This window comes from Pseudomonas sp. Bout1 (assembly GCF_034314165.1).
In the GTDB taxonomy this organism is placed as follows: domain Bacteria; phylum Pseudomonadota; class Gammaproteobacteria; order Pseudomonadales; family Pseudomonadaceae; genus Aquipseudomonas.
This window is the reverse complement of record NZ_JAVIWK010000001.1, coordinates 3,130,794-3,143,896: the sequence shown is the minus strand read 5'-3', so window position 1 is coordinate 3,143,896 and position 13,103 is coordinate 3,130,794. Positions and strand designations below refer to the sequence as shown.

8 protein-coding genes are annotated in these 13,103 nt (G+C 61.4%); 7 read left to right on the top strand and 1 reads right to left on the bottom strand.

Translation table 11 applies throughout. From position 1 onward, the window contains the following. Positions 1–133 precede the first annotated feature (133 nt). From RGV33_RS14745 to RGV33_RS14725, 5 genes are read left to right on the top strand one after another with little or no spacing between them, the layout of a single operon-like run. Positions 134–1,963, top strand: coding sequence for an extracellular solute-binding protein (locus tag RGV33_RS14745; protein WP_322144887.1), 1,830 nt, complete (start codon positions 134–136; stop codon positions 1,961–1,963). Then, entirely contained in the window at positions 1,960–3,798 is a 1,839-nt protein-coding gene (locus RGV33_RS14740) for an extracellular solute-binding protein (RefSeq protein ID WP_322144886.1), read from the top strand. The genes RGV33_RS14745 and RGV33_RS14740 overlap by 4 nt, the downstream gene beginning before the upstream one ends. Before the next feature lies 1 nt (position 3,799). Beyond that, positions 3,800–4,873: a microcin C ABC transporter permease YejB gene (locus tag RGV33_RS14735; RefSeq protein WP_017477557.1), complete on the top strand. Its 1,074-nt coding sequence runs from the start codon at positions 3,800–3,802 to the stop codon at positions 4,871–4,873. Between the two features lies 1 nt (position 4,874). Beyond that, positions 4,875–5,894, top strand: a complete 1,020-nt coding sequence (locus RGV33_RS14730; RefSeq protein ID WP_322144885.1) for an ABC transporter permease — start codon at positions 4,875–4,877, stop codon at positions 5,892–5,894. A 1-nt stretch (position 5,895) separates the two neighbouring features. After that, positions 5,896–7,500 carry an ABC transporter ATP-binding protein gene (locus RGV33_RS14725; protein ID WP_322144884.1) on the top strand — a complete coding sequence of 535 codons (1,605 nt, stop codon included), beginning with the start codon at positions 5,896–5,898 and terminating at the stop codon, positions 7,498–7,500. A 136-nt stretch (positions 7,501–7,636) separates the two neighbouring features. Here the strand turns inward: RGV33_RS14725 and RGV33_RS14720 are convergent, their stop codons facing one another. Beyond that, a complete protein-coding gene (locus RGV33_RS14720) occupies positions 7,637–8,482 on the bottom strand; it encodes an oxidoreductase (protein WP_322144883.1) in 846 nt (281 codons plus the stop codon). A gap of 110 nt (positions 8,483–8,592) precedes the next feature. On the opposite strand from RGV33_RS14720, the gene RGV33_RS14715 reads away from it, so the two are divergent. Both RGV33_RS14715 and RGV33_RS14710 read left to right on the top strand, forming a co-directional pair. After that, the gene (locus RGV33_RS14715) at positions 8,593–9,504 is read left to right on the top strand and encodes a LysR family transcriptional regulator (protein WP_322144882.1); all 912 of its coding nucleotides are present in this window, start codon (positions 8,593–8,595) and stop codon (positions 9,502–9,504) included. 159 nt (positions 9,505–9,663) lie between these two features. Then, positions 9,664–13,101: a hypothetical protein gene (locus RGV33_RS14710; RefSeq protein WP_322144881.1), complete on the top strand. Its 3,438-nt coding sequence runs from the start codon at positions 9,664–9,666 to the stop codon at positions 13,099–13,101. The last annotated feature ends 2 nt before the right edge of the window (positions 13,102–13,103 follow it).

The window sequence follows — 13,103 nt, the reverse complement described above, 5'->3', positions numbered from 1 at the left end:
TCACAATGCCAGCGTTATCGTTGGCGTCCTTCGCGAGCAAGCTTGCTCCTACAGGCATCCCGCTTTTTCCAATCGGAACAAGCTGTTACTGTACCGATCATAAAGCCCAAGCCGCCTGGATCGGATCTCTGACTTGAAGCGTCCCCTCCTTCTACTAATAAGTCTGGCCTTGAGCTTTTCCGCGAACGCGACCATTACCGAGAGCCACGGTTATGCGCAGTTCGGCATGCTCAAGTACCCGGCCAAATTCACCCACTTCGACTGGGTAAACCCCGCAGCGCCCAAAGGCGGCACCTTGCGGGTCATGGCGTTTGGCACCTTCGATACCCTCAACCCTTATACTTTCAAGGGTTCCAGCCCGGTTTCCACCGCCAACTTCCTGCAATACGGGGTCAACGAGCTCAATGAGCCACTGATGGTTGGCACCGGCCAGTACGCCCCGTCGGGCGATGAGCCGACCTCCAGCTACGGCCTGATTGCCCAATCGGTGGAATACAGCGAGGACCGCAGTTGGGTGGTGTTCAACCTGCGCCCCGAGGCGCGGTTCCACGATGGCAAGCCGATTACCGCCTATGACGTGGCGTTTTCCTATCGCACGCTGCTGACCGAAGGCCACCCGCAATACCGCACCAACCTGCAGGAAGTGGCGCGAGTCGACATCCTCAATCGGCATCGCATTCGTTTTGTATTCAAGCGCGCCGGCAACCCGCTGCTGATCCTGCGCCTGGGCGAGCTGCCGGTATTGCCTCAGCATTACTGGAAAAACCGTGACTTCAAGGCCACCACCTTCGAGCCGCCGCTGGGTAGCGGGCCATACCGCATCAGCACGGTCACGCCGGGGCGGCAATTGGTGTTCGAGCGGGTCAAGGATTACTGGGGCAAGGACCTGGCGGTCAACCGTGGGTTTTATAACTACGACAAGGTCGAGGTGGAGTTTTACCGCGACAGCGACGTGGCCTTCGAAGCCTTCAAGGCCGGCGAGTTCGATATCTATATCGAGCATCAGGCGAAGAACTGGGCCAACGGCTACAACTTTCCGGCGGTCAACCGGGGTGAGGTGATCAAGGCGCAGATCGCCCACCAGATCCCGACCCAGAGCCAGGGCCTGTTCATGAACAGCCGGCGCCCGGCTTTCAGCCAGGCCAAGGTGCGTGAAGCCCTGGGGCTGATGTTCGATTTCGAGTGGACCAACCGCACCCTGTTCAGCGGCGCCTATAAACGCACCCTCAGCTACTACCCCAACAGCGAATTCTCCGCCACCGGCGTACCCACCGGCCATGAGTGGCTGATGCTCTCGCCCTATCGCGAGCAACTGCCGGCCAATCTGTTTACCCAGCCTTTCAGCCTGCCCCAGACCGATGGTCGCGGCATCCCGCGGGAAACCATGCGCCGCGCCCTGACCTTGCTGGCCGAAGCGGGGTGGAAGCTATCCGGGCAGCGCTTGCTCAACAGTGACGGGCAGCCACTGCGCCTGGAAATTTTGCTGGTGAATCCGAACCTGGAGCGCATCCTGCAGCCCTATGTCGAGAATCTGACAAGCATCGGCGTCGACGCCCGCTTGCGCACGGTAGACCGCGCACAGTACAAACAACGCCTCGACCAATTCGACTTCGACATGATTCTGATGACCCTCAACCAGACCCTCAGCCCCGGCCTTGAGCAGTGGCAGTATTTCCACTCCAGCCAGGCGGGCATCAAGGGCAGCAAGAATTACGCAGGCATCGCCAACCCGGTGGTCGACCATCTGCTGGAACAGTTGCTGGCGGCGCAAACCCGTGAAGAACAATTGGCTGCCGGCCGAGCTCTTGACCGCGTCCTGCTGTGGCAGCACTACAGTATTCCCAACTGGTACCTCAACTATCATCGCCTGGCGTACCGCAACCGGTTCGCCTTCGTCACCACGCCGCCCTACAGCCTGGGCCTGAGCGCATGGTGGCTGAAAGCTTCGGAGAAAGCCCAATGATACCTTTGCGTACTGCATTCCTTGGCGGCCTGCTGTTTTGCGCTGCGGCCACTGCGGCCCCGCAACATGCCCTGACCCTCTACAACGAACCCCCCAAGTACCCCGCCGATTTCAAGCACGTCGACTATGTAAATCCCGACGCGCCCAAGGGCGGCACCTTTCGCGAGTCCAGCATGGGCGGCTTCGACAGCCTCAACCCGTTCATCAGCAAGGGCGTGCCGGCGGACAACATCGGCCTGATCTACGACACTCTCGCCCAGCAAAGCCTGGACGAGCCCATCACCGAATATGGCCTGGTGGCCGGCAAGATCGAAAAAGCCCCGGACAACAGCTGGGTACGCTTCTACATTCGGCCCGAAGCACGCTTCCACGATGGCCACCCGATTCGTGCCGAAGACGTAGTGTTCAGCTTCCAGACGCTGATGAAGGATGGCTCGCCGATCTACAAAACCTATTACGCCGACGTCGACGAAGTGATCGCCGAAGACCCGTTGCGCGTGCTGTTCAAGTTCAAACGCACCAACAACCGCGAGCTGCCACTGATCCTCGGGCAATTGACGGTATTGCCCAAGCATTACTGGGAGGGTCGCGATTTTTCCAGGGGCAACCTGGAGATTCCGTTGGGCAGCGGCCCGTACAAGGTGGCCGAGGTCAAGGCCGGGCGTTCGATCCGCTACGAGCGGGTCAAGGATTACTGGGCCAAGGACCTGCCGATCAACAAGGGCTTCTACAACTTCGATTACCGTGTCACCGATTATTACCGCGATAACACCGTGGCCCTCGAAGCACTCAAGGCCGGGCAGTTCGATTACTGGCTGGAAATCAGCGCAAAAAACTGGGCCAACGCCTATAACACCCCCGCCGTTGCCCAGGGCCGCCTGATCAAGGAAGAAATTCCCAACGGCAACCCCACCGGGATGCAGGGTTTCGTGTTCAACACCCGCAAACCGATGTTCCAGGACGTGCGGGTGCGCAAGGCCATCAGCCTGTTGCTGGACTTCGAATGGAGCAACAAGCAACTGTTCAACGGCGCCTACACGCGCAGCCGCAGTTATTTTGAAAACTCCGAGATGGCCGCCACCGGCCTGCCCGGCCCGGATGAGCTGGCGATTCTTGAGCCGCTGCGCGACAAGATCCCGCCGCAGGTCTTTACCGAAGCCTTCGAACCCGCCAAGACCGACGCCAGCGGCATGATCCGCACCCAGCAGCGTGAGGCCTATCAGTTGCTGCAAGAGGCCGGCTGGAAGATCGTCGATGACAAGATGGTCGACACCACCGGCAAACCGGTGACCATCGAGTTCCTGCTGGCACAGACCGAGTTCGAACGCATCCTGCTGCCGTTCAAGCGCAACCTGGCAGACCTGGGGATCGACCTGGTGATTCGCCGGGTCGACGTCTCGCAGTACATCAACCGCATCCGCTCGCGGGATTTCGACATGGTGGTGGGCAGCTTCCCGCAGTCCTCCTCGCCGGGTAACGAGCAGCGCGAGTACTGGAAGTCTTCCAGTGCCGACAAGCCCGGCAGCCGCAACTATATCGGCCTGAAAGACCCGGCCATCGACCAGTTGGTGGAAGAACTCATCGACTCCGACTCGCGCAAAAGCCTGGTGGCCCACGCCAAGGCCCTGGACCGTGTGCTGCAGTTTGGCTACTACGTGATCCCCAACTGGCACATCAAGACCTTCCGCGTAGCGTATTGGGACCATCTCGGCCACCCGAAGGTCTCGCCGCGCTATGACGTGGGCACCGCCACCTGGTGGAGCAAACCCGACGCCAAGCCGGCGGTAACCCTGGACACCAACCAGACCGCCGATCCGGCGAGCGGGGGCGACTGAGATGCTGGCCTATATTGTTCGCCGACTGCTGCTGATCATCCCGACCCTGTTCGGTATTTTGCTGATCAACTTTGTGATCATCCAGGCCGCCCCCGGAGGCCCGGTGGAGCAGATGATCGCCAAGCTCGAAGGCTTTGAAGGCGCCACCAGCCGGATCGCCGGCGGCGGTGCCGAAGTCTCGGTGGCTGGCTCCAGCTACCGCGGCGCCCAGGGTTTGGACCCGGCCCTGGTGAAGGAAATCGAGAAGATGTACGGCTTCGACAAGTCGGCGCCGGAACGCCTGTGGATCATGGTCAAGAACTACGCCAGGCTGGATTTCGGCGACAGCTTCTTCCGTGATGCCAAGGTCATCGACCTGATCAAGGAAAAGATGCCGGTGTCGATCTCCCTCGGGTTATGGAGCACCCTGATCATGTACCTGGTGTCGATCCCGCTGGGGATCGCCAAGGCCACGCGCCACGGCAGCCATTTTGATGTGTGGACCAGTTCGGCCATCATCGTCGGCTACGCGATCCCGGCGTTCCTGTTCGCGATCCTGCTGATCGTAGTGTTCGCCGGCGGCAGTTACTTCGACTGGTTTCCGTTACGCGGGCTCACCTCCAACAACTTTGACGAGTTGAGCTGGGGCGGCAAGATCCTCGATTACTTCTGGCACCTGGCCCTGCCCGTCACCGCGCTGGTGATCGGCAACTTCGCGACTATGACCCTGCTCACCAAAAACAGCTTCCTCGACGAGATCAACAAGCAATACGTAGTCACGGCCAAAGCCAAGGGCCTGACCAACCACCGCGTGCTCTACGGCCACGTGTTTCGCAACGCGATGCTGCTGGTGATCGCCGGCTTCCCATCGGCGTTTATCGGCATCTTCTTTACCGGCTCGTTGCTGGTGGAGGTGATCTTCTCCCTCGACGGCCTGGGCCTGATGAGCTTTGAAGCGGCGATCAACCGCGACTACCCGGTGGTGTTCGGCACGCTGTTTATCTTCACCCTGCTGGGGCTGGTGGTGAAGCTGATCGGTGACCTCACCTACACCCTGGTCGATCCGCGTATCGACTTCGCCAGCCGGGAGCATTGAGATGAATCTATCCCCGCTCAATCGTCGCCGGTTCGAACGCTTCAAAGCAAACAAGCGTGGCTGGTGGTCGCTGTGGCTGTTCCTGATCCTGTTCGGCCTGAGCCTGGGCGCCGAGTTGATCGCCAACGACAAGCCGCTGGCGGTGCATTACGACGGCGACTGGTACTTCCCGGCCCTCAAGCGTTACCCCGAGACCACCTTCGGCGGTGAATTCCCGCTGGAAGCCAACTACAAGAGTCCCTACATCCAGGAGCTGCTCAAGGCCAAGGATGCCTGGACCTTGTGGGCGCCGATCCCGTTCAGCTACCAGAGCATTAACTATGACCTGAAGGTTCCGGCGCCGGCCCCGCCGTCGCGGGACAACCTGCTGGGCACCGATGACCAGGGCCGCGATGTGCTGGCGCGGGTGATCTACGGGTTCAGGGTTTCAGTGTTGTTTGCACTGACGTTGACCATACTCAGCTCGATCATCGGCGTGATCGCGGGTGCCTTGCAGGGCTTCTACGGCGGCTGGGTCGACCTCGCCGGCCAGCGCTTCCTGGAGATCTGGTCCGGCTTGCCGGTGCTGTACCTGCTGATCATCCTTGCCAGTTTCGTGCAGCCCAACTTCTGGTGGCTGCTGGGGATCATGCTGCTGTTTTCCTGGATGAGCCTGGTAGACGTGGTGCGCGCCGAGTTCCTGCGCGGGCGTAACCTGGAGTACGTGCGGGCGGCCCGGGCATTGGGCATGCAGAACAGCGCGATCATGTTCCGCCATATCCTGCCCAACGCCATGGTCTCTACCATGACCTTCATGCCATTCATCCTGACCGGGGCGATCGGCACCCTCACCGCCCTGGACTTCCTGGGCTTTGGACTGCCCGCCGGTTCGCCGTCCCTGGGTGAACTGGTGGCCCAGGGCAAATCCAATCTGCAAGCGCCGTGGCTGGGCATGAGTGCCTTTGCCGTGCTGGCGATCATGTTGAGTTTGCTGGTGTTTATCGGCGAGTCCGCTCGCGATGCCTTCGACCCGAGGAAATGAGATGAATCAGGACAATCTGATCGAAGTCCGCGACCTCTCCGTCGAGTTCGTCGTAGGCAACAGCCACCAGCGTGTGGTGAACAACGTCAGCTTCGATATCAAGCGCGGCGAAACCCTGGCGCTGGTGGGCGAAAGCGGCTCCGGCAAGTCGGTCACGGCGCACTCTATTTTGCGCCTGCTGCCCTACCCGCTGGCGCGGCACCCTTCGGGCACCATCCAGTACGCCAACCACGACTTGCTGACCCTTAAAGAGAAGACCATCCGGCATATTCGCGGCAACCGCATTGCGATGATCTTCCAGGAACCGATGACTTCGCTGAACCCGCTGCATTGCATCGAGAAGCAGATCAACGAAGTGCTCGGCCTGCACAAGGGACTGAGCGGCAAGGTCGCCACCCGGCGCACCCTGGAGTTGCTCGAACTGGTGGGCATCCCCGAACCCCACAAGCGCCTCAAGGCCCTGCCCCACGAACTGTCCGGCGGCCAGCGGCAACGGGTGATGATCGCCATGGCCCTGGCTAACGAACCAGAATTGCTGATTGCCGACGAACCAACCACCGCGCTCGACGTTACGGTGCAACTGAAGATCCTGGAGCTGCTCAAGGAGTTGCAGGCGCGCCTGGGCATGGCCTTGCTGCTGATCAGCCATGACCTGAACCTGGTAAGGCGCATTGCCCATCGGGTATGCGTGATGCAAAAAGGCTGCATTGTCGAGCAGGCCGAGTGCGAAACCCTGTTCCAGTCGCCGCAGCATCCCTACACCCAGGAGCTGCTGGCAGCCGAGCCCAGCGGCGGCCCTGCCACCAATGAAGTCGGCCCGCCGTTGCTGGAAGTCGATGACTTGAAAGTCTGGTTCCCGATCAAGAAAGGTTTCCTGCGCAACACCATCGATTACGTCAAGGCAGTAGACGGCATTAACTTCAGCCTGCCTCAGGGCCAGACCCTGGGTATCGTTGGTGAAAGTGGCTCGGGCAAATCCACCCTGGGCCTGGCGATTTTGCGGCTGATTGCGAGCAAGGGCAGCATTCGCTTCGAAGGCCATCAGATGGATAAACTCAGCCAGCAACAGGTGCGGCCGTTGCGCCGGGAAATGCAGGTGGTGTTCCAGGACCCGTTCGGCAGCCTGAGCCCACGCATGTGCGTAAGCGAGATCGTCGGCGAAGGCTTGCGCATTCACAAGATAGGCACTGCGGCCGAGCAGGAAGCGGCGATTATCGCCGCGCTCAAGGAAGTGGGGCTGGACCCGGAAACCCGCAATCGCTACCCCCATGAATTCTCCGGCGGCCAACGCCAACGCATCGCCATCGCCCGAGCCCTGGTGCTCAAGCCCCGGCTGATCCTGCTGGACGAACCGACCTCGGCCCTCGACCGCACCGTGCAGCGCCAAGTGGTGGAATTGCTGCGTAACTTGCAGGCCAAGTACAACCTTACCTACCTGTTCATCAGCCACGACCTGGCGGTGGTCAAGGCCTTGAGTCACCAGTTGATGGTGGTCAAGCATGGGCAGGTGGTAGAACAAGGCGATGCACCCGCGATTTTCGCCAACCCCCAGCACGCCTATACCCGGCAACTGCTGGCGGCGGCGTTCCTGGTGCCCGGCCCCTAGCAGTAGAACCACCGTAGCAGCTGTCGAGCCCCAGCGAGGCTGCGTTAGCCGCACCGCTGTTATCGAGCCTGGCACTGCACCGAGGCGCGCCTGACGCAGCCTCGCTGGCGCTCGACAGCTGCTACGCCATTGGGTGTCAGAAATCGGTTGAGGCCGACAACTCACGCCAGGCGTAGGTCTCTTCCTTGACGTAAGCCAGCTTGTCCTCAATCGCCTGCAACGTGTCGGTGCCCAATGCCAGGCGCATCGGCGGCTGCGGCGCCTCTACCAACTTGATCATGGCCACCGCCAGTAGCTCCGGGTTTCCCGGTTGCTGCTGGTTGTAGACCTTGGCCAGCTTGCGCACCTCGCCCGATGTGGCGGCGTAATCCTCGATAACCACGGGCGACTCCACCAGGGAGTTGCCGTCCAGGAAGTCGGTACGGAAATAACCCGGTTCAACCACCGTCACTTTGATGCCCAGGGGAGCGAGTTCCGCGTGCAGCGCCTCACTGAGCCCCTCCACGGCAAATTTGGTCGAGCAATAGGTGCCAAACCCCGCACCGGAGCGGAAGCCGCCCACCGACGAAATGTTGATAACGTGCCCGCTGCGCGCCTTGCGCATGAAGGGCAATACACCGCGTGTGACATTGAGCAGGCCGAAGACATTGGTTTCGTACAACCGGCGAACCTCCTCGGCAGACGCTTCCTCGACCGCGCCCAACAAACCAAAACCGGCATTGTTGACCAGCACATCGATACGCCCGAAGTGCTCAACCGCAGCACGGGCAACACTGGCTGCCTGGGCCTCGTCGGTCACATCCAGTTGCACCGCCAGCAGTCCGGGTTGCGCGCCGAAACGCTCGGTGACGGCCTGGGCATTGCGCGCCGTGGCCACCACTGCGTCGCCATGGGCCAGCGCCGCCGCGACGATTTTTGCGCCGATACCCCGGGAAGCTCCGGTTACCAGCCAAACACGCTTGAAAGAATGTGCCGTTGTCATGATCCGTACCTGATGGAGTGAAAGTGAAGTAAAGGTACGCCGTGGCATTAGCCAGAAAAATCACCTCGTGCTACAAGCACTTTGAAACTCAATTTCATAATGGCGCCCCAATGAACCTTGACCCCTTCAACGGCCTGACCGAGTTCCTGGCGGTTGCAGAGCTTAAGAACTTTACCCAGGCGGCCGCGCGGCTTGGGGTAACGCCGACGGCCGTCAGCCATGCGGTGAAAACCCTCGAGAAACGCACAGGCGTGGTGCTGTTCCAGCGCACCACAAGGCGGGTGGCGCTGACTGAGGCAGGGGCCACGCTTTACAGGCGCTTGCGCCCCGCCGCCGGAGAGATTGACGACGCGCTGGCGGCCCTCAGCGGTTACCGCGACCGCCCCATGGGCACCCTGCGCCTGACGGTGCCGAGGTTGTCGGGCAAGCTGTTGATCGAGCCATTGATCCCGCGCTTTCGTGAGGCGTTTCCGGATGTGGTGCTGGATATTTCCCTGGACGATGCCGCCGTGGACCTGGTGACCCAGGGCTTCGACGCTGGCATTCGGCTGGGTGAATCCATCGACAAGGACATGGTCGCCGTGCGCCTGACACCGGACTTGAAGTGGTCGGTGGTGGGTTCCCCCGGTTATGTCGCCAAGGCCGGCACGCCGGCAACGCCGGAAGAGCTGACCACCCATCAAACCATCGGCTATCGCTTCCTGACCTCCGGCATGGCACACCGCTGGGAGTTCGAGCGTGCGGGCCGGGAATTCACGGTGGGCGTTCACGGCGGGCTGATCGTCAATGACCGCAACCTGATGATCGCCGCCGCCCGGGCCGGCCAGGGCCTGGCCTACGTGAGTGATTTTGAAGTGATGGAGGATTTGGCCTCAGGCGCGCTGGTACAGGTGCTGCAATCCTTTGTTCCGTCGAGCAGCGGGTTGTACCTGTATTTTCCCTCCCGCACCCAGAGCCAGCCGAAACTGCGCGCGTTTATCGACTTGGCTACGGCCTGGATCGCCGAGAACCGCAAAGGCTGATCGGCTTGTTGATGAACCTGACGGGAAGACTGCCGCAGCCGTCGACTCGCGCTACACCCCATCAGGAAGCTACGTCTTTTGTTCCCGCCCCGGCCATCCGACGATGGAGGTTCCGGTTGCCCATAGCCTATGGGCAACCTCGCACAGAGCCTTCACGCCATGGATGACTTACCGTTTCTGTCGCACCTGCTGAAAAACATCTCGCCTTCCGCCCTGGGCCTGATCACGCGCCAGGCGCTGCGCCTCAAGGATGATCAAGTGCTGATCGCTGAACTGATCGCCGGTTTGATCAGCCTTGTTGCCCAAGGCACCACACCCGCCGCCGCACCCATTTTGATCCGCGTGCCCGACCACACAATGCTGGGGCAGTGGGCGCAGCTGTATGGCGATGCGATTGCTCGCCCAGCCTTTCGCGAGTGGGCCTCAGGCCACAACCTGGAACTGGCAAGCCTGGTGTTTCGTGGCGCAGACTTGCAGGCCTCGGTGTTGGAGGGCACGGTAAAAACGCCCTACACCTTCACGCTGGACAATAACGTCGGCTGGTGGCAAGTCGCGAACCCGATCCTGGAGGTGGTGCAGATCATCGACACGATCAACGCCGGCCTGCCGTTCATGGAAAACCCTGCCGAACATCATTCACGGGAGATGCCACTGGACCTGGTCTTGCCCTTCTATGGCTACCCGATACCGAAAAACCACTTGCAGGCGCAGGTCATTCTGGAGGAAATCCACACCCTGGATACGCTGCCCGGCGTGGATGAGAGCGGACGACTCAAATCAGCCCTGCGCAAGCGCCTGACCGAAGAACAACGGGACTACCTGCAACTGGCCGACGCACTGCAGGCATTGCTGGGCGCTGAGACCAACGGTGGTCTGCCCTTCGATTGGCTTGGACTTTACCTGCAACGTCTCAGCCTGGACTCGGACTCGATGCTGTCGAGCACGTTGAAGTACGCTGCACGGCTGCTTAAAGCCGTGACTGGAGGGGAGGAATTCTTGAGCCTCAACCCCGCGAGCCCCGGCGCTGTGCCCCGTCACTACTACGCCGTCGAGCAAAAAGCGGTCGTCGCGGTGATCGGCAGCCATGTGTTCAATACCTCGCCGGTGGATCGCTCCCACGACACACCGCTGAACCAACAATGGGACGAACTGGAACGCCTGGCCAAACTTGCCCACACAGATATCTTGCCAGACGCCAGCCTCAGCCTGGCCGCGCTGATGACCGTGTATCGACTCCCCCGGCCCGCCAGCGCAGAGGAGGCACAGGCCCTGGTCCTGCAGTTGCGTGCCACCACTGCGGCTACGTTTCCGTACGTCACTTCGATGGCGTACTCAGTGACGGCGGTGAGCAAACACAGGCGCCATATCACGGTGCTCAATGAGCGCCACACCCTGCAGGCAGCACTCAGGTCGATCACCCTCGATACACAACTTGAAAGTACCCTGGATACAACGTTCGACCTGGTGCCGGACTCGCCCTTTGCCCCGCTGATCGCCAAAGGTGCGCAATTACTCGCAGACCTGCGCCGGGAGCCGGTTTTTCAACGCATAAGCGGCGCGCACCAGTTCAACCCTGCCCGTGAGTATGTGCTCACCGTCGACGGCGACCTCAGTGGTTACGCGCTGGACGATACACCCAAGGTGCTGACACGCGCCGACACACCGCTTACACGCCTCACCTCAATGGCCGACCCCTTGCGTGAACTGGCCCGCCAATCGGGAGGGCGCATCAGCACCGATGGCCAAGTCAGCGTGCGCCAGTTGCTCAATCTCTACCAAGTGAAACTGCCTACTACCCGCGATGAAGCGCACGTCACCGCGCGCCTGCTGGCGATTGCGATACTCAAGCCCCCCCGGCACGGCAATTACTGGCGAGCGCTGCAAGTGATGCCGCTGCTGGCGGCGCAACGCCAACAGGTACTGCAGGCAGTCGCCGCTTTTCTGCCCAGCCAGGACGTAACACTGTTCGACTTCCTGAGTGAAGCGATCATTGGTGAAAGAACCAGGGAGCAGGTGCGCGCCGAGGCGGATCGGTTGCTGCTCCAATTGGCGTCGGCCCAGGCCCAGGCGCTGGCGGCGCGGTTGTCGGAAACAGTGGGCTGGTACGGCGAGCACGCCAGTGCCACGAACACCCGCGCCAGCCGCAATGCCCTGCTGTTTGCCGCACTGATTCTTAGCCTGGACCCGGGTGCTGGCGCCCGCCGGGCCACCGTCGCCGGCTACGACCTGACCGACTCATACAACTGGGGCCTGCCCTTTGCTGAGGTACGCAACGTTGTAGAGGCCATGGTGCGGCGCAAGGTCTCGCGCCCCAACGCCGCGCCCATGGCCGCGCACCTGTTGCTGGCAGGCGTTGCCCCGGAGTTCCTGGTACGGGACATACGCGGCGAAGTGTCGTACATGAGTTCCCACACCTGGGTGCATTTCAAACAGTACGTCGACCTGATTGAAGCAGAAACGCCCGGAGCGTCACGGGCCATGAGCTTCACCGATTTTATGGCGCTGATCTACTTCGTCACCCCAGCTCGCAGGGTCCGCCGGGGCACAGCGCCCATCACCGACTGGGCCGTGGCCAACGGCGTACTCCCACCACACTCCGCAGCCCGCAGTACCGCAGACAAGAACCGCGCCATCGCGGCATTGAATGAACAGCTCAACCGGCTGCAAGTCAGCACCGAACAGCTGGAAGCCCCCGACGCCAGCCGCTACGACATGGCGGTGCAGGACCTGCAGCGGGTGTTTCCGGGCAACCTCCATCTGGAGCAATTGATTATTCAGTGGCGGCCCGCGCCCGGTGCGCCTGCCGCGACGGGCCCGGTGTCCGGCATCGCCTCCACCACCGCGGTGTCGATGGCCCAGTTGCACATGGCGGGGCTGCTGACCACCGATGCGGCGCACTGGCGTTCCACCCTCAAGGAGCTTGATTTCGCCGGCATGGCGCAACGCTTCAATGAGTTGTCAGCCCTGCATACGGCCTTTGCCGTCACGTTCGAACAACGCTATGGCGACGTGCGAACTGCGCTGATGCAGTCAATTGTGTATTGGATGTCGCAACTGACGCTGCTGAGTCGCGAAGCCATGGAATACGGCGACTTGCAGTTCTATCGCCTGCGCCAGCCTCAACCCGGCGCCAGTGTCGGGCGCTATGGCGTGTTGGTACTGAGCCAATACTTTGGCGACAGGCACTTTTATGAATTTTTCCCAAGGCAACTGAAAGTGGCTCGCCTCCCAGGCCTGGCCTATCAAGCGTTTGCCACAGCCGCTGATGCCGCTAACCCCAAGGGGCGCGAATTACCGATCGATTGGTCGGCCTACCACCTGGGCACCAACCCCGTCGAGCAACAGCACGCGACCGTCAGTGCCGAGCGTTTTGCCCACCTGCCGGCCGTGTATGGCCCTCGGCCTGCAGTGCCCAACACCTTCAGTTCGCCCAGAAGCCAGGGCATCGCCGCGACCATCATCGACAAACATTTACTGGCAGGTATCGACCAGGCGAGGCAGGCAGCCGGGCGACCCCTGGCCCTGTCAGACGCCCTCGGCGGTCATGACCCCGCCAGCGCTTTTCTGCGTGCGATGATGCCGCCCCCCATGAAATGAAA

Coding starts and splice junctions, on each gene's coding strand:
- RGV33_RS14740 (WP_322144886.1), top strand. CDS start 1,960: ATGATACCTTTGCGTACTGCATTCCTTGGCGGCCTGCTGTTTTGCGCT.
- RGV33_RS14735 (WP_017477557.1), top strand. CDS start 3,800: ATGCTGGCCTATATTGTTCGCCGACTGCTGCTGATCATCCCGACCCTG.
- RGV33_RS14730 (WP_322144885.1), top strand. CDS start 4,875: ATGAATCTATCCCCGCTCAATCGTCGCCGGTTCGAACGCTTCAAAGCA.
- RGV33_RS14725 (WP_322144884.1), top strand. CDS start 5,896: ATGAATCAGGACAATCTGATCGAAGTCCGCGACCTCTCCGTCGAGTTC.
- RGV33_RS14720 (WP_322144883.1), bottom strand. CDS start 8,482: ATGACAACGGCACATTCTTTCAAGCGTGTTTGGCTGGTAACCGGAGCT.
- RGV33_RS14715 (WP_322144882.1), top strand. CDS start 8,593: ATGAACCTTGACCCCTTCAACGGCCTGACCGAGTTCCTGGCGGTTGCA.
- RGV33_RS14710 (WP_322144881.1), top strand. CDS start 9,664: ATGGATGACTTACCGTTTCTGTCGCACCTGCTGAAAAACATCTCGCCT.